This is a genomic window from Sphingomonas sp. 22176 (assembly GCF_052045505.1).
Lineage (GTDB): Bacteria > Pseudomonadota > Alphaproteobacteria > Sphingomonadales > Sphingomonadaceae > Sphingomonas.
This window is the reverse complement of sequence record NZ_JBQEPL010000004.1, coordinates 205973-222886: the sequence shown is the minus strand read 5'-3', so window position 1 is coordinate 222886 and position 16914 is coordinate 205973. Positions and strand designations below refer to the sequence as shown.

Below are 16914 nucleotides of genomic sequence, written 5' to 3'. Positions count from 1 at the left end.
AGGCTCTCGGAAGCGTAAGGGAGCGCCAGCGTCGTGCGCTGCCGCCGATCCGTCAACTCTCGCCTATTTCAGTCGCAGCGGAAGTCCGGCGGCAATGAACTGCACCTCGTCGGCCGTGGCGGCGATTGCCTGGTTGATGCGCCCGGCGGCGTCGCGGAAGCGGCGGGCAAGCGCGTTGTCCGGCACGATGCCCAGGCCGACTTCGTTGGCGACGAGGATCACCGGACCACCCGCCTGCGCTACGGCGGTGGCGAGCGCCTCCGTCTCTGCTTCGAGGTCGCGCTCGGCGAACATCAGATTCGAGGTCCACAGCGTCAAGCAGTCGACCAGCAGCACGTGGCTTGGCGCCGCGTTGGCGAGGATCGCGGCGGGCAGATCGAGCGGCACGTCCAGCGTCGACCAGCGGGGACCGCGATCCGCGACGTGCCGTGCGATGCGGTCCGCCATCTCCTCGTCGAACGCCTGCGCGGTGGCGATATAGAGCAGGTCACCTGGAAGGGACTCGGCACGCGCTTGGGCATAGCGGCTCTTGCCCGAGCGGGCGCCGCCGAGGGCAAACAGGCTGGTCATGCGGATGCTTCCTGGGCGAGCGCGATCAGCGCGGGAATGTCGACATGGGTTTCGAGCTCAGCGGCGATTGCATCGAGCGCGGTCTCGACGGAGGCGGCATAATCCATTCCGCTTGAGGCGATGCCGATCCGCGCGAGCAGCGAGCGGCGAAGCTCGGTGCTGGCGAAAAGGCCATGGAGGTAGGTGCCGAACACGCTGCCATCCGGGGCGATGGCGCCGTCGAGCCCGCTATCGAGCATTGCGAAAGGCTTGGCGGTGTCCGGACCCGTGGTGACGCCCATGTGCATCTCGTACCCGCGGATCTCGGCACCGAGCGCGGTACCCTGCGCGGGGCGCAGCGCCTTGTCGCGGGTAAGTTCGGTTTCCACGTCGAGCAGGCCGAGCCCAAGCGCGCTGCCGACGGGTCCTTCGATCCCGTGGGGATCGGCGATCGTGCGCCCGAGCATCTGGTAGCCGCCGCAGATGCCGAGGATCGCACCGCCGCGCCGGTGGTGCGCCATCAGGTCGATGTCCCAGCCTTGTTCGCGCAGCGCCGCGAGATCGGCGATCGTCGCCTTGGAGCCGGGCAGGATCACCAGTGCCGCGTCGCCCGGCAGCGGCTTGCCCGGCGGGATCATCGCCAGCGTTATGCCGGGTTCGAGCTTGAGCGGATCGAGATCGTCGAAATTGGCGATGCGGGGCAGCATCGGGCAGGCGATCACCATGCATCCGCCCTCGGCCTTCGCGCCGCCCTCGAGCACCACCGCGTCCTCGCTCGGCAGCCGCGACGCGTCGCGCAGCCACGGGATCAGGCCGTAGCCGCGCCAGCCGGAGCGTTGTTCGATCTGCGCATAGCCATCAGAGAAAAGCGCAGGATCGCCGCGGAACTTGTTGATCATAAAGCCACGGATCATCGCGGCATCCTCGGGATCGAGCACCGCGCGGGTGCCGACCACCGCCGCGATCACCCCGCCGCGATCGATGTCGCCAACCAGGATCACGGGCACGTTCGCGGCGCGGGCGAAGCCCATATTGGCGATGTCGCCGGCGCGCAGGTTGATCTCGGCGGGCGAGCCCGCGCCTTCCACCAGCACCAGGTCGCATGCGGCGGCGAGGCTGCGATAGCTGGTCAGCACCTCGCCGAGCAGCGCCTTGCGCGCCTCGCGGTAATTGCCCGCGTGGAGCGTGCCGCGCACTTTGCCGTGCACGACCAGCTGCGAGGTGCGATCGGCCTGGGGCTTGAGCAGCACCGGGTTCATGTCGGTATGCGGCGCCACCCGGCAGGCGAGTGCCTGCAGCGCCTGGGCGCGGCCGATCTCGCCGCCATCCTCGGTCACCGCGGCGTTGTTCGACATGTTCTGCGGCTTGAACGGGCGGACGCGGAGGCCGCGGTTGCTCAGCGCGCGGCACAGGCCGGCGACCAGCACCGATTTGCCGACGTCCGACCCAGTACCCTGCAGCATCAGCGCAGCCATGCGATCCCTCCGGCGACGATCCATAGCAGCCCGCAGGCGCGGATATAGAGGGCGAGCGCGCGGCGGATGTCATGCGCGGTCGCCTCGGTGCGGCCGTCTCCGATCCACGGCTTGTCGGCCACCACGCCGTCATAGGCGATCGGTCCCGCCAGCCGCAGGTCGAGCGCACCGGCCATCGCCGCTTCGGGCCAGCCGGCATTGGGCGAGGCATGCTTGCGGGCATCGCGCCACAAGGTCAGCCAGCCGCGTCCGCCTGCGATGCAGAGGATTGCGCCCGATAGCCGCGCAGGCACTAGGTTGAGCAGATCGTCGGTACGCGCTGCCGCCCAGCCGAAAGCACGCCAGCGCGGCTCGCGGTGACCAATCAGGCTGTCGGCGGTGTTGATGGCCTTGTACGCCCACAAGCCCGGCACGCCAGCGACAAGCAGCCAAAAGAGCGGCGCGACGATGCCGTCGCAGAAGCTTTCGGCAAGGCTTTCGATCGCGGCACGCGCGACACCGGGAGCATCGAGCCGCGCGGTGTCGCGCCCGACGATGTAGCCGACCGCGATGCGGGCTGCGGTTAAGTCGCCGCGGGCGAGCGCTGCAGCTACCGGCCGAACGTGGACATAGAGGCTGTGCTGGGCGAGGCCCGGAAAGGCCGCGACGACGAGTACCAGCCAGCCGAAGGAGGAATGCGCCGCCACGGATTCTATTGCGAGGCCGGCAACGATCGCGACCAGGAGGAGAAGGAATACCGTCGCGATACCGAGCAGGCGGCGGCGCCGTTCGGGGGCCTCGGGCCGGTTCCAGCGGTGCTCACAGGCAGCGATCAGCCGCGCGAAGCCGCCGACCGGGTGGCCGATCCGCGCGTAGAGCCAAGCCGGCCAGCCGACCGCCGCTTCCAGCGCCAGCGCAGTGAGCGCGACCGGCTCAGCCATGGCGGAGCGCCCGGTCGACACGGTACAGCGACGCCGCGTCGGACGGCACGCCGAAGCGCAGCCAGTGCGGCGCATAGTCGAACGGCCGAACGAGGATGTGTGCTCGGGCCAATTGCTCGAAGAGTGCCGCGGCGTTGGGGTGAGACACCAGTCGGAACAGCGGCGACTTCCCCTCCGGGCGCAAGCCATGCGCATCGAGCAGGCGGTCGAAGGCCGCCGCTCGGTCTGCAAGCGAGGTCCGCGCCGCGTCGATCCACGCCAGGTCGCGATAGGCGCGGGTGCCGATCGCCAAGGCCGAGGCGTCGATCGGCCAGTCGCCGAGCAGTGCGCGGTAGCGGGCGAGGATGGGGCGGGGCGCCAGGACGAAGCCGAGCCGCAGCCCGGCCAGCCCGAAGAATTTGCCGAACGAGCGGAAGACGATCAGCCTGCGCGTGTCGTCGACGAGCGGTGCGATGCTTGCCTCGGGGTGCGCATCGGCAAAGGCTTCGTCGACGACCAGCCAGCCACCTGCGGCGGTGCGCTCTTCCAGCATCCCCTCCAGGGGCGCTCGGTCGCGCAGCGTGCCGCAGGGGTTGTTCGGGTTGGCGAGGAGCAGCGCCGCGTCGCCGGGCACCGGCGTGTCGGCGGCGAGCGGCACGCTATCGGGGAACGCTGCACCATGCGTGCGGTAGCCCGGCACATGATGGCAGGCGCGCCCGCCCAGCAGCGGGCCCAGCAGCCGCAGCCCCATTTCGCTCCCGGGAAGCCCGCAGACATGTTCGGGCGCAACACCGAAATGGGCTGCTGCCGCAGCCTCGAGATCGGCCAGCAGCGACGGATCCGGCAAAGGGCCCAGGTCGATATCCAGATCGGCAGGCACCGGCCACGGCATCGGGTTGATCCCGGTGGAAAGATCGAGCCACGGCCCGTCGCCGTACCGCGCGCGGGCGGCCGCGAGGTTGCCGCCATGGTGGAGCAGCGGGTCGCTCATCCCAGATGCGGCGCGATCACCAGTGCCAACAGCAGGCCGGTCTCGACCAGCTCGATGCCCGCGCCATGTCCGTCGCCCGAGATGCCGCCGAGGAGGCGCTGCACCCGCCAGCCCCAAGCGGCGATCAGCACCGGTGCTGCAAGCAGGGCGGGCGCGGCGAGCGCGGCGGCGAAGGCCAGCAGCACCAGCCATACGATCAGGTCTGCCGGGCGCACGGCGCTGCGGAAGCGGCTGGCCAGCCCGTCGTGCAGCGGCGGCAGCCAGCGGGTCCACACCAGCGGGCCAAAGCGGGCGGCGGCGGGCACGAACAGGATGGTCCACCAGCCGGCGCTCGCCAGCAGTGCGTGGAGCAGCACCAGCTTGGCGACCAGTTGCAGCCCGATCGCGACCACGCCGAAGCTGCCGACATGCGGGTCGGCCAGCACCTCGCGCAACCGCTCGCGCCCCTTGTGCAGCGCGCCGCTCGCATCGGCGAGGTCCGCAAGCCCATCGAGGTGCAGCGCGCCGCTGACGCCGACCCACGCCGCCAGCCCGAACAATGCGCCCGTCCAGGGATCGAGCAAATTGCCCAGCCACAGGCCGATCAGCAGCACCAGCCCGACGACTAGCCCGGCTGCGGGGAACCAGCGCATCGAGCGGACGAAGGTAGCGCCGTCGGCCCTGATGGCAGGCAGCGGCAGGCGCGTCAGGAACTGGAGGGCGAGAACGAATTCTTTCATGTCACAAGTCCGATGATCTGGCCGACGCGCGGGGTGCCGGGCCAGACGCGCAGGCTCAGCAGCGCGGCATGGGGCAAAGCGATGTTCCAGAGTTGGGGAAAGTCGAGGGCGCACAGGGTGGCGAGCGCCGCGCGCATCGCGCCGCCATGGGTGACGACCAGGGTCGGGCGATTGATCGTGCCAAGCGCATCGCTGACGCGCGCGACGAGCGCCGACCAGGCTTCGCCGTCTGGGGGTGCATGATGGGCTGGGTCGGACTGGAACGCGGCGAGCGCCTCGGCGTCGATCGTATCGAAGGAAAGTCCTTCCCACGCGCCGAAATCGAGTTCGCGCCAGCGGGCGTCTTCGCAGGCTTCGAGGGACATCACGGCGGCAATCTGTCGGGCGGGCACCGAACTACGGGTGCGATCCGAGTGCACCACCGCTGCTACCGCCAGCCCCGCGGCACGCGACACGCACGCCTGCACCCCCGCGGCGAGCGGCTGCGCGTCGGTGCGGCCGATCAGCCGGCCCTCGGCATCGGTGATGCCGTGGCGGAGCAGGTGGAGCAAGATACCGCTCATGCGCCGTCGGCAACGCCCGCTTCGGCGAAGGTCGCCATGCTGTTATGCGCCGCCAGTGCCGAGCGCAGCACCGCCGCCGCGACCGCCGCACCGCTGCCTTCGCCCAGCCGCATGTCGAGCCGCAGCAGCGGCTCCAGCCCCAGCCGCGCGAGCAGCCGCGCATGGCCCGGCTCGGCCGAGCAATGGCCGGCGATGCAATGGTCGAGAATGGCGGGCGCCGCGGCGGCCAAAGGCGCGAGCGACGCGCAGCAGATGAAGCCGTCGAGCAGCACCGGTACGCCCGCATGGCGCGCGGCGAGTGCCGCCCCCGCGATCGCCGCCAACTCGCGCCCGCCCAGCCGCCGCAGCGTCTCGAACGGAGTGTGCGGCGCCTCGGCATGGACCTCGATCGCCCGGGCGATCACCGCACCCTTGCGGCCGACGCCGTGCGCGTCGAGCCCGGTGCCGGGACCGGTCCAGTCGGCCGGCGTGCCCCCGAAGCTGCGCAGGCACAAAGCTGCCGCCGCGGTCGAGTTGGCGATGCCCATCTCGCCCAGCAGCAGCAGATCGGTGTCGGGCGTCACCACCGCGGCACCTTGCTGGAGCGCGGACAGGCACTCGGCCTCGTCCATCGCCGGGCCGGTGGTGAAGTCGCGGGTGGGGCGGTCGAGCTCGAGCGCGACCACGTCCAGCCGCATCCCGATTGCGCCGGTCAGCGCGTTGATCGCCGCTCCGCCCGCCGCGAAATTGGCGACCATCTGCGCGGTCACTTCTGCGGGGAAGGCGCTGACGCCCTGCGCGGCGACCCCGTGGTTGCCGGCGAAGATCACCGCGCGCGCGGCGTCCATCGACGGGCGTTCGCGGCCCTGCCAGCCGGCGAGGAAGATGGCGAGGTCCTCCAACCGCCCCAGCGAGCCCGGCGGCTTGGTGAGCTGCTGCTGGCGTTCCAGCGCGGCATCTGCGACGAGCGCGTCCGCATCGGGTAGCGAGACAAGCGCGCGGTCAAAGGCGGCGACGCTCGAAAGATCGATCATGCCGCGCCTGCGCCGCTGCGGAGGGAAGAAAGGATGTGCACGTTGGTCGTCCCGTTCCAGCAATGACAATCGACCGGCCGCACGAACGTGCGCCGGCTTATTCTCGTCGCTCGAACGGAGGATTCCGCGCCGCGGCCGCACCCTGGACCAGGCGTGAGCGACCCCGTGCCGGCAGGTCTCCTGGCTTGCGGGTCACCGCGGTTCGGGCGCCTTCTCGGGATCACTCCCAATGGCCATTGCCCGCCCGCTCGCCGCATACAGTTGCAGGGGCAGCTGCGGCCTTGGGCGCCGAGGCGCCCGCACCGCATTCCCTTCTCGCCCGCAAGCGGGCACCGGCATGGGTTCGAAGGTAGAACCTTCGTGGACCCTCTAGCCGCGCAATCGGCGAGATGCCAGCGCCGCGGACGCTTATTGGTAGAGCTGGGCGGTGCGCGGCAGCAGCTGGTCGATGCGCACGATCAGGTCGAACAGCGGCTGGATCGCGTCGGCGCCTTCGCCCAGTTCCTGCACGGCGCGCAGCCGATAGGTGGCGGCGACGACCGCGCGGGTGGTGCCGGCGAGATCGGGCGCGCGGGCGATCACGGCTTCGCTGCGGTTCACGCGAACCAGCAGCCAGGCCAGCTTGTGCGCGGCGTCGATCAGCTGGATCCGCTCGGCGGTGAGGAAGGCCCAGCTTCCGGTCGCCTCGATCACGGCCGCCGAAAGGCCGTCGAGCGCGGCGAGAAGGTGGCGCGGCCCGAACGCCGAATCATCCGGTGCCGGGGACAGGTCTTGGCTCATGGTGTCGAGCTGGAGGACTGCCAGGGTGCCGCGATTCGCTCGGGTGCGACCGGGTAGGACGGAACGATGGAGGCGCGGCATCTGCATGATAATTTCCCCACGATACGGGACCTTGTATCGCTGTCGAAACGCGCCGCCCGTGACTCCCGTCACGCTGCGATGCGGCGGGGCGCCGTTGACCCTCCGGGTCGCCGTCCCTAGGTTTCTGCGCGATGTATGCAGGTGAACCCCCACTGAGCCTTCCCACGATCGTGCTGGTCGAGGACGATCCCCAGCTGCGCACGCTGACCGCCCGCGCGCTCCAGGAAAACGGTTATACGGTACGGCCCGCCTCCTCCGCGCCGGAGATGTGGCTGGCGCTGGAGCAGGGGCCGGTGGATCTGGTGCTGCTCGACGTGATGTTGCCCGGCACCAGCGGCATCGATCTGTGCCGTGCCATCCGCCAGAAGAGCTCGGTGCCGATCATCTTCATCTCGGCCAAGGGCAGCGAGACCGATCGCGTCGTCGGGCTCGAACTCGGCGCCGATGACTATCTGCCCAAGCCGTTCGGCACGCGTGAGCTGGTCGCGCGGGTGCGTGCGGTGCTCCGTCGGGGCGCGGGCGAGCGCGACACCGCAGAGCGGCCCAAGGGCGAGATCCAGTTCGACGGCTGGACGGTCAATCTGCCGCGGCGCGAGCTGCTCTCGCCGACTGGTGCGGTGGTCGACCTGACCGGTGCCGAGTTCGACTTGCTGGTCACCCTGTGCGACCATTCGGGCCGCGTGATCTCGCGCGAAAGGCTGATCGAATTGTCGCGCACGCGGCTTGGGGACAGCTCGGATCGCAGCATCGACGTGCTGGTCAGCCGGCTGCGGCGCAAGCTTTCCGATGCCGGCCACCAGGCACCGATCGTGACGGTGCGCGGCATCGGCTATACGCTCAACGTACCCGTGACGCGCAGTTGAGGGCGTTTCTCAAGCGTCCCTCCGGGCTGATCGGGCAGGTCTTCGCGATCCTGCTGCTGACCATCCTGATCGAATTCGCCGTATCGACCATGCTCTACGAGCGCGCCAGCCAGTTCGCGGTGCGGGACGACGAAGCGCGGCGGCTCGCCGAGCATCTGGTAATCGCGCGCAAGCTGCTGGCCGAGCAGCCCCCCGTGCGGCGGGAGAAGCTGGCGCTCGAATTCACCACCTCGCGCTACGAAGTGCGCTGGATGCCGCAGCTGCCCAACGGACTGCGTGAACAGCCCGATCTCGACCGACTTTACGAGCAGGTGGTGCTGTGGGAGCCGACGCTCGCCTCCGACGGCCTGCGGCTGCGGCTCACCTCGCAGGGCAGCAAGGCGCTGATCGTCGGTGCGGTGCCGATGCCCGACGGCAGCTGGATGTATTTCCGCACACGTGAGCACGTCCATGCCGCCGACCTTGGCCTGTCGCGCATATTGCTGGCGCTGGCACCGGCGCTGGCGCTGATCCTGATCAGCGGCATCCTGCTAAGGCGGATGCTGCTGCCGATGCGGCGGCTGGCGATGGCGGCCGATCGCTTCGGCACCGGCACCGTCCTCGAAGTCGAGGAGGCGGGGCCCAAGGAACTGCGCCGCGTAATCAGCGCGTTCAACCGGATGCAGGAGCGTATCCAGCGGCTGATCGCCGATCGCACCCAGGCGCTCGCCGCCGTCGGTCATGACATGCGCACGCCTCTGGCCCGGCTGCGGCTGCGCGCCGATGCGATCGCCGATCGGGACGTGCACGCGGCGGTCGAGACCGACATTACCGAGATGGAGGCGATGATTTCGTCGCTGCTCGCGTTCCTCGGCGGCGAAGGTGACAAGGAGACGCCCGCGCGCGTCGACCTTGCGGTACTGTGCGCGACGATCGCCGACGACAATGCCGATCACGGCCGCGACGTCGACTATGACGGGCCGGACCATTTCGAGCATGTCGTGCGCCCGCTGATGCTGAAGCGCGCGCTCAACAACCTCGTCGACAATGCGGTCCATTATGCCGGCCAGTGCTGCATCCGCCTGGTACCGGCCGAGGGCGCGGTGGCGATCCGCGTGGAGGACAAGGGCCCCGGCATCCCCGAGGAGGATCTCCAGCGCGTGATGCAGCCTTTCGTTCGGCTCGATGCGGCGCGGTCCCGCGACACCGTCGGCTTTGGACTCGGCCTGTCGATCGTCGCGCGCGCGGCGGAGGCAGAGGGCGGCAGCTTCCGCCTCGCCAATCGCGAAGGCGGAGGGCTTTGCGCCGAAATCCTCCTGCCGCGCGGAGGTCCAACGGCTTAGCAACGTTTTCTTACGAACGCGCCGCGATGCAGCAAATGGCGGCCAGTAGCTTGCATTCTTGAAGAGATGCCCGCGCCGCGGGTCTGTTACAGGAGCAAGCCGTGAACGAAGTGATCGGACGCGTCGTCGATTTCGAGAAGCAGGTCTTCCCGAACCAGCACGCCCTCTATTCCAAGCTCGCCACCCACGGGCAGAGCCCGAAGGCGCTGATGATCTCCTGCGCCGACTCGCGTGTCGTGCCGGAGCAGATCATCCAAGCGAACCCGGGCGACCTGTTCGTATGCCGCAACGCCGGCAACATCGTGCCGCCCTTCGCCACCCAGAATGGCGGCGTGTCCTCGACCGTGGAATATGCGGTCGCGGCGCTCGGCGTGCGCGACATCATCGTCTGCGGCCATTCGGACTGCGGCGCGATGAAGGCCCTGATGAACCCCGAAATGCTGGAAGGCATGCCGAACGTCACCGCATGGCTGCGCCACAGCCATGCCGCCAAGTGTGTCGTCGACGGCGGCTATGACAATCTGAAAGGCGCCGATGCGGTCCGCACCGCCGCGCTGGAGAATGTCGTGGTCCAGCTCGCCCATCTGCGCACGCACCCGTCGGTCGCGGCCGGTATCGCGCGCGGCGAGATCGCGCTGCACGGCTGGTTCGTCGATATCAGCGCCGGCATGGTGCTCGGGCTCGACGGCGAAGGCGGCCGCTTCGTGCCGATCCGTGAGGATCGCCCGATGCCGGTGGCGCTGCCGGCCGGCCAGCGGCTGGCGCGTGACATCGCCTATGCGGAGGCCGCTGAATGAGCACGGTCGCGGAAGCACCGAAGCCCAGGAGCTTCGTGCGCGACTTCACGGCGTCCATCGTCGTGTTCCTCGTGGCGATGCCGCTCTGCATGGGCATCGCCATCGCCTCGGGCGTCCCACCTGAAAAAGGCCTGGTCACCGGCATCATCGGTGGCCTGGTCGTCGGCTTCCTCGCCGGTTCGCCGCTCCAGGTGAGCGGACCGGCGGCGGGCCTTGCCGTTATCGTGTTCGAGCTGGTGCGCGAGCAGGGCCTGTCCGCGCTCGGGCCGATCCTGATCCTCGCCGGCGCCATCCAGGTGGTCGCGGGCGTGCTGCGCGTCGGCGGCTGGTTCCGCGCAATCTCGCCGGCCGTGGTGCACGGCATGCTGGCCGGCATCGGCATCCTGATCGTCGTCGGCCAGTATCACGTGCTGTTCGACGCCAAGCCGCTGTCGAGCGGCCTTGCCAACGTCGCGGCCATGCCGGGGCGCCTGCTCGGCCTTTCGACCGATCTCGCCGCCGCGGAAATGGCGCTGGGGCTGGGCCTGCTGACGATCGTGACGATGCTCGGCTGGGACAAGTTCAAGCCCGCCGCGGTCAAGCTCGTTCCCGGTGCGCTGGTCGGCGTGGTCGCCGCGACCCTGGTGGCGTTCAGCTTCGGCTTCGACGTGACGCGCGTCAGCGTGCCCTCGAACATCGTCTCGGCGATCGCGCTGCCGGAGAACGGCTTCTTCGCCAAGTGGATGGACCCGAGTGTGATCACCGCCGCGATCGCGCTCGCCTTCATCGCCAGCGCCGAGACGCTGCTCTCGGCCGCTGCGGTCGACCGCATGCACGACGGTGTGCGTACCAACTACAACAAGGAACTGCGCGCGCAGGGCATCGGCAACCTGCTGTGCGGCGTCGCCGGCGCGCTGCCGATGACGGGCGTGATCGTCCGCAGCTCGGCCAACGTCCAGGCCGGTGCGCAGACGCGACTGTCGGCGATCCTGCACGGCGCCTGGATTCTCGGGTTCGTCGCGCTGCTGCCCTGGCTGCTGCGCGAGATCCCGATGGCGGCGCTGGGTGCGGTGCTGGTTGTGACGGGTGCCAAGCTGGTCAACCTCAAGCATGTCCGCCACCTGCTCGCGCATTACGGCGTGCTGCCGGCGGCGATCTGGGCAGTGACCTGCGCGCTCGTCGTGACCCAGGACCTGCTGACCGGCGTGCTGGTGGGTATCGCGCTGTCGCTGCTCGAACTGGTGCCGAACCTCCGTCGCCTCGGCCTCAAGGTCGACCAGCAGGAGGAAGCGGGCGAACACCGGATCGCGCTGGCGGGTTCGGCGACCTTCATCACGCTGCCCAAGCTTTCGGACCAGCTGGAGTCGGTGCCCGGCGGCAAGTCGGTGCTGCTCGACGTGTCGCGGCTAGACGCGGTCGATCACAGCTGCGCCGAGCTGCTCAAGGACTGGCTGCAGCGCCGCCGTGCGGGCGGATCGCCGGTCGACGTGCAGGGGGCCAGCGGCAAGACCGCGGTTCTCGCCGGCTAAGAAGAGGCACACCCCGAAGAACTGGGGCGGCTTCCACTGTGGAAGCCGCCCCATTTTTTTGCTCAGATTTCCAGCTGGCTGCCGAGTTCGACCACGCGATTGGTCGGAAGCTTGAAGAACTCCATCGCGCTTTCGGCATTGCGCACCATCCAGGCGAAGAGCTTCTCGCGCCAGATCGCCATGCCGGGGCGCGAGGACGGGAGCAGCGTCTGCCGGGCGAGGAAGTAGCTGGTCTCCATGGGCCGGAACGGCGCGCCGCAATCCTGGATCGCGGCAAGCGCCAGCGGCACGTCCACCTCGTCCATGAAGCCGTAATGGAGGACGACGCGGAAGAAGCCGTCGCCCAGCGGCTCCATCGTCGTGCACTCGGCGCCGCGGACGTGCGGCACCGGCTCGATCGCGACGGTAAGCAGCACGATCCGCTCGTGCAGCACCTTGTTGTGCTTGAGGTTGTGGAGCAGGGCGGGAGGGATGCTGTCGGGCGTCGAGGTGAGGAACACCGCGGTGCCCTTCACCCGCGTGGCGGTCTGCGCTGCCGAGCGGATGAACAGCGCGATCGGCATGGCGCCTTCCTGCAGCCGCGCGAGCACCAGCCTACGCCCGCGCGACCAGGTTGTCAGGATCAGGAACGCCACCGCGGCGACGAGCAGCGGGAACCAGCCGCCATCGGGGATCTTGGTGATGTTCGAGGCGAAGTAGGCGCCGTCGATCAGCAGGAAGCTGCCCGTCACCAGGCCTGCGAGCAGCTTGTTCCACTTCCAAACCGCGAAGGTCAGCACGCCCAGCATGCAGGCGGTGATGAACATCGTGCCGGTCACCGCGATGCCGTAGGCCGAGGCGAGGTTGCTCGAACTGCGAAAGCCGAGCGCCAGCAGCACCACCATCACCAGCAGGCCCCAATTGACCAGCGGGATGTAGATCTGTCCCGCCGCCTTGGCGCTGGTGTGGAGGATGCGCAGCCGCGGCAGGAAGCCGAGCTGCACCGCCTGTTGCGAGACCGAGAAGGCGCCCGAGATCACCGCCTGGCTGGCGATCACCGTCGCCATGGTGGCGAGGATGACCAGCGGCAGGCGCGCCCAGTCCGGCGCCATCAGGAAGAAGGGGTTCTCGATCATCGCCGGGTTGCGCAGGATCAGCGCCGACTGGCCCAGATAGTTGAGCATCAGGCACGGAAAGGCGACGTAGAGCCACGACACCATGATCGCGCGGCGACCGAAATGGCCCATGTCCGCATAGAGCGCCTCGGCGCCGGTTACCGCCAGCACCACCGAGCCCAGCGCCAGAAAGGCGAGGCTGGGGTCGAGTGCGAAGAACTTGACGGCGTACCAGGGGTTGAGCGCCCACAGGATCTCGGGTGCCTGGACGATGCCGGAGATACCCAGCACCGCGATCACCGCGAAATAGACGATCATCACCGGACCAAACAGCTTGCCGACGGCGGCGGTGCCGCGCGCCTGGATCGCGAACAGCGCGACCAAGATCGCCACCGTCACCGGCAGCACCAGCGGGGTGAACCCGGCCTCGACCGTGGTGAGGCCCTCGACCGCCGACAGCACCGAGATGGCGGGGGTGATGATCGCGTCGCCATAGAAGAGCGCGGTGGCGATCACGCCGGTCATGACGATCGCGACGCGCCAGCGGGTGTCGCCCATCTTCCGGGTGATCAGCGCGAGCAGCGCCAGGCTGCCGCCTTCGCCCTTGTTGTCCGCGCGCAGGATCAGCGCGACGTACTTGATCGTGACGATCGAAGTCATCGTCCAGAAGATCAGCGACAGCACCCCGTAGATGTGCGCCGGATCCAGGGCCAGCTTGTGGTGGCCGATGAAACTTTCCTTGAGCGAATAGAGCGGCGACGTCCCGATGTCGCCGAACACCACGCCGATCGCCCCGATGGCCAACGCGGTGAACTTTTCCTGATGCGGATGCGCGGGGGCATCCCCGTCGCTCGCCAACTGCTCCACTGCAGGTCTCCGTGCCCCGACTGATTCGGGGTGCCACGCGGTACGCCTGCCGATTTTCGTACACTAGCGGAATCGAGGGGAGGCCAGGTCGGTTTCCGGCGGATTTCAGGACAGGTGTGGCACGTTTCCCCGTGCTCCAAAAGGAAAGGGCCGCACCGATCGCTCGGTACGGCCCTTTGCCTTGTTGGTAGAGTCGCTAGACTCAGCCCTGCGCTTCTTCTTCAGCAGCGGGGGCCTCGGTCGCGATCTCGCCCGGCTCGGCGTTGGGATCATAGTCCTCGGTGAAGCCGGTCTCGTCACGCTCGAACATCGCCGAGGTGACGTCGACGCCCTGCGCCTGCATCTCGGCTTCTTCCGGCGAACGTGCGACGTTGACCTTGACGGTCACCGCGACTTCCGGGTGCAGCGCGACGCGGACTTCGTACACGCCGATCGCCTTGATAGGACGGTCGAGCACGATCTGCGCCTTGTTGACCTTGTGGCCTTCGGCGGTCAGCACGTCGACCAGATCGCGAACCGCGACCGAGCCGTACAGCTGGCCGACGTTCGACGCCTGGCGGATCAGGGTCACCGAAACGCCCTCGAGCGTCTTGGATTCCTTCTCGGCCTCGACGCGACGGGTCGCGTTCTCGGCTTCGATGCGCTCACGGTTGGCTTCGAAGACCTTGCGGTTGGCTTCATTGGCGCGCAGCGCCTTCTTGCGCGGCAGGAGGAAGTTACGGGCAAAGCCGTCCTTCACCTTCACCACGTCGCCGATGTGGCCGAGCTTCTCAACGCGCTCCAGCAGAATGACGTCCATGGATCCGCTCCTTACTTAACGATGTAGGGCAGCAGGCCCAGGTGACGAGCGCGCTTGATGGCCTGGGCCAGCTCGCGCTGCTTCTTCGCGCTCACCGAAGTGATGCGCGAGGGGACGATCTTGCCGCGCTCGGAGACGAAGCCCTGCAGCAGGCGGACGTCCTTATAGTCGATCCGGGGCGCATCCTTCGCGGAGAAGGGGCAGCTCTTGCGGCGGCGGAAAAAGGGTCGTGCCATGGTCTATACGCTCCTTATTCGCCTTCGAAGTTGCCATCGCGGTCACGACGGCCGCGACGCTCGCGGTCGCCCTTGCGCATCATCACCGAGGGACCTGCCTCGTGGCCGTCAACCTTGACGGTCATGTAGCGGATCACGTCTTCGTTGATCTGCGTCTGGCGCTCCAGCTCGGCGACCACGCCGGCCGGCGCGTCGATCTCGAGCATCACGTAATGCGCCTTGCGGTTCTTGGCGATACGATAGGCGAGGCTGCGAAGACCCCAAGTCTCGGTCTTGACGACCTTGCCGTTGTTGTCTTCGATGATCTTGGTGGCGGTTTCCGCCAGCGCGTCCACTTGCGCCTGTGCCAGATCCTGGCGCGCAAGGAACACATGCTCGTACAGAGCCATTAGGTTCTCTTCCTGTTGGCCGATCGCTGACGCCGCCCCATGCGGTCGCCCCTCCGGCTGTCGTCTCGATAAAGCAAACGGAGCGGACGCATTGCTGCTCCGCTCCGATCGGTCGCCCTTACGCAAATGCGCGGGCGGTTGCAAGCGCAATCAGGCGGCGGCGACGCGCAGCTGCTGGCGGGCGCGGCGACGGCGCAGGGCACCCCCGGCCATGCCGACGCCGGCGATCATCATGCCCCAGGTCGCCGGCTCGGGCACGCCGGCCACGGCCTCGGAGCCGAAGAACACGATGTGCGACAGGTCCTTGGCATTCTTGCCGTGCGGAATGTCCATCGTGCTCCAGCTGCCGCTGCTCAGATCGGCGACCTTGTAGAGCGAGAAATAATTGCCGGCCTTCACTGCCATATAGTCGATCACATAGCCCGGCGTCGACCAGGTGCCCGACGAGGTGCTGGCGCCGGTGATCAGGCCCGAGGTGCTGTTGGAGTCGAACAGATAGTTGAGCGTGATGTTCGGGCGGGCGCTCGGCACGAAATTATTGTAGACGTTGTAGACCAGCTCGGCCTGCTTGTAGCTGTTCGGATTGAAGATGTTGTCGTTGCCGTTGATGTTGCCCAGGAACAGGCAGCCGCTCGACGAGGCGACGGAGCTGCAATTGAAGGGGACGATGATCGAAGCATTTGCGGCGCATGGCGCTGCCGCCATCAGGAAGGTCGCTCCGGCCAGAATGGTCTTCATCTTCATCTGAAATCCTCCCGCTATTGCATCAATGAACTTGGGAGGGTGGTATGGCTGACGCAGAAGTGTAACAACGATAACGATTCAGGTTAATTGTGCCAAAAGCAGCCATGTGACCCATATCGCTACAGATGCTGGGTCGGTCGCACCGAGGGCCGACTTGTCGGATGGATGGCGCGCGGCATCGGCTTTGTGACGGGTGTCGCCGAGCGGCAGGCTTGCGTCGGCCCCATGTCTCGCCGTAACGCGCTCGCCCATTCACGGCGCTTCCGCAGGAGATACAGTTATGCGCGCGTTTCTTTTCCCCGGCCAGGGCAGCCAGGCCGTCGGCATGGGCAAGGCCTTGGCCGAAGCGAGCCCCGCCGCGCGCGAAGTGTTCCAGGAAGTCGACGAGGCGCTGGGGCAGCACCTGTTCAAGCTGATGAGCGAGGGCCCCGAAAGCGACCTGACGCTCACCGCCAATGCCCAGCCGGCGATCATGGCTAACGCCATCGCGGTGCTGCGCGTGCTGGAGAAGGAAGGCGGCATCCGTTTGGCCGACAAGGCCGATTTCGTCGCGGGCCACTCGCTCGGCGAATATACCGCTCTGTGCGCCGCGGGGGCGCTGGACCTGTCCACCACGGCGAAGCTGCTGCGCAAACGCGGCGATGCGATGCAGTCGGCGGTGCCGGTGGGCGAGGGGGCAATGGCGGCGCTTCTTGGTGCCGATCTCGTCAAGGCGCAGGCGATCGCGGACGCCGCGGCCGAGGGCGAGGTCTGCACGGTCGCCAACGACAATGATCCCACCCAGGTGGTGATTTCGGGCGCCCGCGCCGCGATCGAGCGCGCGGTGGCGATCGCCAAGGAGCATGGCGCCAAGCGCGCGCTGCTGCTGCCCGTCTCGGCACCTTTCCACTGCCCGCTGATGCAGCCCGCCGCTGACGCGATGGCCGCCGCGCTTGCCGACGTTGCGATCCAGGCACCGCTGGTGCCGGTCTATGCCAATGTGACGGCAGCGCCGGTCGCGGACCCGGCGACGATCCGCACCCTGCTTATCGAACAGGTGACCGGCATGGTCCGCTGGCGCGAATCGGTGTCGGCGATGTTCGATGCCAGCGTGCATGATTTCGTCGAGCTGGGCGGCAAGGTGCTCGGCGGCATGGTCAAGCGCATCACCCCCGATGCGACGGTGACCAGCGTGGTGAGCATGGATGACATTGAAGCGCTCGTGAAGGCGCTCTGAGGAGATACG

General features: G+C 68.2%; 18 protein-coding genes and 1 riboswitch. Of the genes, 5 read left to right on the top strand and 13 right to left on the bottom strand.

Features of this window, described 5'->3' with window-relative positions; genetic code table 11:
* Positions 1-63: 63 nt before the first annotated feature.
* From cobU to ACTJKY_RS15600, 8 genes are all read right to left on the bottom strand, one after another.
* On the bottom strand, positions 64-570 hold the full coding sequence (gene cobU, locus ACTJKY_RS15635) for a bifunctional adenosylcobinamide kinase/adenosylcobinamide-phosphate guanylyltransferase (RefSeq protein WP_440847042.1): 507 nt from the start codon (positions 568-570) through the stop codon (positions 64-66).
* Entirely contained in the window at positions 567-2024 is a 1458-nt protein-coding gene (locus ACTJKY_RS15630; protein WP_440847041.1) for a cobyric acid synthase, read from the bottom strand. Before ACTJKY_RS15630 ends, cobU begins: the two co-directional genes overlap by 4 nt.
* Complete coding sequence (gene cbiB, locus ACTJKY_RS15625) at positions 2012-2944, bottom strand: adenosylcobinamide-phosphate synthase CbiB (RefSeq protein WP_440847040.1); 933 nt, start codon at positions 2942-2944, stop codon at positions 2012-2014. Before cbiB ends, ACTJKY_RS15630 begins: the two co-directional genes overlap by 13 nt.
* Complete coding sequence (locus tag ACTJKY_RS15620) at positions 2937-3914, bottom strand: aminotransferase class I/II-fold pyridoxal phosphate-dependent enzyme (protein WP_440847039.1); 978 nt, start codon at positions 3912-3914, stop codon at positions 2937-2939. Before ACTJKY_RS15620 ends, cbiB begins: the two co-directional genes overlap by 8 nt.
* A complete protein-coding gene (locus ACTJKY_RS15615; protein WP_440847038.1) occupies positions 3911-4633 on the bottom strand; it encodes an adenosylcobinamide-GDP ribazoletransferase in 723 nt (240 codons plus the stop codon). Before ACTJKY_RS15615 ends, ACTJKY_RS15620 begins: the two co-directional genes overlap by 4 nt.
* On the bottom strand, positions 4630-5196 hold the full coding sequence (locus ACTJKY_RS15610) for a histidine phosphatase family protein (protein ID WP_440847037.1): 567 nt from the start codon (positions 5194-5196) through the stop codon (positions 4630-4632). Before ACTJKY_RS15610 ends, ACTJKY_RS15615 begins: the two co-directional genes overlap by 4 nt.
* Complete coding sequence (gene cobT / locus ACTJKY_RS15605) at positions 5193-6209, bottom strand: nicotinate-nucleotide--dimethylbenzimidazole phosphoribosyltransferase (RefSeq protein WP_440847036.1); 1017 nt, start codon at positions 6207-6209, stop codon at positions 5193-5195. Before cobT ends, ACTJKY_RS15610 begins: the two co-directional genes overlap by 4 nt.
* Before the next feature lie 153 nt (positions 6210-6362).
* A riboswitch (cobalamin riboswitch) is annotated at positions 6363-6561 on the bottom strand.
* 56 nt (positions 6562-6617) lie between these two features.
* Positions 6618-6989 (bottom strand): hypothetical protein, encoded by a 372-nt coding sequence (locus tag ACTJKY_RS15600; RefSeq protein WP_440847035.1) that lies wholly within the window; start codon positions 6987-6989, stop codon positions 6618-6620.
* Between the two features lie 233 nt (positions 6990-7222).
* Between ACTJKY_RS15600 and ACTJKY_RS15595 the strand changes: the two genes are divergently transcribed.
* The 4 genes from ACTJKY_RS15595 to ACTJKY_RS15580 all read left to right on the top strand — a co-directional run bounded on the left by ACTJKY_RS15595 (position 7223) and on the right by ACTJKY_RS15580 (position 11560).
* Positions 7223-7933, top strand: a complete 711-nt coding sequence (locus ACTJKY_RS15595; protein ID WP_121079427.1) for a response regulator transcription factor — start codon at positions 7223-7225, stop codon at positions 7931-7933.
* Entirely contained in the window at positions 7930-9255 is a 1326-nt protein-coding gene (locus tag ACTJKY_RS15590) for an ATP-binding protein (RefSeq protein ID WP_440847034.1), read from the top strand. The genes ACTJKY_RS15595 and ACTJKY_RS15590 overlap by 4 nt, the downstream gene beginning before the upstream one ends.
* 101 nt (positions 9256-9356) lie before the next feature.
* Positions 9357-10052: a carbonic anhydrase gene (locus ACTJKY_RS15585; RefSeq protein WP_440847033.1), complete on the top strand. Its 696-nt coding sequence runs from the start codon at positions 9357-9359 to the stop codon at positions 10050-10052.
* Positions 10049-11560 (top strand): SulP family inorganic anion transporter, encoded by a 1512-nt coding sequence (locus ACTJKY_RS15580; protein WP_440847032.1) that lies wholly within the window; start codon positions 10049-10051, stop codon positions 11558-11560. Before ACTJKY_RS15585 ends, ACTJKY_RS15580 begins: the two co-directional genes overlap by 4 nt.
* Before the next feature lie 62 nt (positions 11561-11622).
* Here the strand turns inward: ACTJKY_RS15580 and ACTJKY_RS15575 are convergent, their stop codons facing one another.
* From ACTJKY_RS15575 to ACTJKY_RS15555, 5 genes are all read right to left on the bottom strand, one after another.
* On the bottom strand, positions 11623-13521 hold the full coding sequence (locus ACTJKY_RS15575; RefSeq protein WP_440847031.1) for a potassium transporter Kup: 1899 nt from the start codon (positions 13519-13521) through the stop codon (positions 11623-11625).
* 202 nt (positions 13522-13723) lie between these two features.
* Positions 13724-14320, bottom strand: coding sequence for a 50S ribosomal protein L9 (gene rplI / locus ACTJKY_RS15570; RefSeq protein ID WP_440847030.1), 597 nt, complete (start codon positions 14318-14320; stop codon positions 13724-13726).
* A gap of 11 nt (positions 14321-14331) precedes the next feature.
* Positions 14332-14556, bottom strand: coding sequence for a 30S ribosomal protein S18 (rpsR, locus tag ACTJKY_RS15565; RefSeq protein ID WP_010543816.1), 225 nt, complete (start codon positions 14554-14556; stop codon positions 14332-14334).
* A 14-nt stretch (positions 14557-14570) separates the two neighbouring features.
* The gene (gene rpsF, locus ACTJKY_RS15560; protein ID WP_066716733.1) at positions 14571-14945 is read right to left on the bottom strand and encodes a 30S ribosomal protein S6; all 375 of its coding nucleotides are present in this window, start codon (positions 14943-14945) and stop codon (positions 14571-14573) included.
* A gap of 150 nt (positions 14946-15095) precedes the next feature.
* Complete coding sequence (locus ACTJKY_RS15555) at positions 15096-15689, bottom strand: PEPxxWA-CTERM sorting domain-containing protein (RefSeq protein ID WP_440847029.1); 594 nt, start codon at positions 15687-15689, stop codon at positions 15096-15098.
* A gap of 280 nt (positions 15690-15969) precedes the next feature.
* Here ACTJKY_RS15555 and fabD point away from each other — a divergent pair, with 280 nt between their 5' ends.
* A complete protein-coding gene (gene fabD / locus ACTJKY_RS15550) occupies positions 15970-16905 on the top strand; it encodes an ACP S-malonyltransferase (protein ID WP_440847028.1) in 936 nt (311 codons plus the stop codon).
* The last annotated feature ends 9 nt before the right edge of the window (positions 16906-16914 follow it).

Excerpts from the sequence above, each read along its gene's own strand:
- ACTJKY_RS15600 (WP_440847035.1), bottom strand. The coding sequence starts at position 6,989 with ATGAGCCAAGACCTGTCCCCGGCACCGGATGATTCGGCGTTCGGGCCG.
- ACTJKY_RS15615 (WP_440847038.1), bottom strand. The coding sequence starts at position 4,633 with ATGAAAGAATTCGTTCTCGCCCTCCAGTTCCTGACGCGCCTGCCGCTG.
- rplI (WP_440847030.1), bottom strand. The coding sequence starts at position 14,320 with ATGGACGTCATTCTGCTGGAGCGCGTTGAGAAGCTCGGCCACATCGGC.
- rpsF (WP_066716733.1), bottom strand. The coding sequence starts at position 14,945 with ATGGCTCTGTACGAGCATGTGTTCCTTGCGCGCCAGGATCTGGCACAG.
- ACTJKY_RS15620 (WP_440847039.1), bottom strand. The coding sequence starts at position 3,914 with ATGAGCGACCCGCTGCTCCACCATGGCGGCAACCTCGCGGCCGCCCGC.
- cobT (WP_440847036.1), bottom strand. The coding sequence starts at position 6,209 with ATGATCGATCTTTCGAGCGTCGCCGCCTTTGACCGCGCGCTTGTCTCG.
- cobU (WP_440847042.1), bottom strand. The coding sequence starts at position 570 with ATGACCAGCCTGTTTGCCCTCGGCGGCGCCCGCTCGGGCAAGAGCCGC.
- ACTJKY_RS15610 (WP_440847037.1), bottom strand. The coding sequence starts at position 5,196 with ATGAGCGGTATCTTGCTCCACCTGCTCCGCCACGGCATCACCGATGCC.
- fabD (WP_440847028.1), top strand. The coding sequence starts at position 15,970 with ATGCGCGCGTTTCTTTTCCCCGGCCAGGGCAGCCAGGCCGTCGGCATG.
- rpsR (WP_010543816.1), bottom strand. The coding sequence starts at position 14,556 with ATGGCACGACCCTTTTTCCGCCGCCGCAAGAGCTGCCCCTTCTCCGCG.
- cbiB (WP_440847040.1), bottom strand. The coding sequence starts at position 2,944 with ATGGCTGAGCCGGTCGCGCTCACTGCGCTGGCGCTGGAAGCGGCGGTC.
- ACTJKY_RS15555 (WP_440847029.1), bottom strand. The coding sequence starts at position 15,689 with ATGAAGATGAAGACCATTCTGGCCGGAGCGACCTTCCTGATGGCGGCA.
- ACTJKY_RS15580 (WP_440847032.1), top strand. The coding sequence starts at position 10,049 with ATGAGCACGGTCGCGGAAGCACCGAAGCCCAGGAGCTTCGTGCGCGAC.
- ACTJKY_RS15630 (WP_440847041.1), bottom strand. The coding sequence starts at position 2,024 with ATGGCTGCGCTGATGCTGCAGGGTACTGGGTCGGACGTCGGCAAATCG.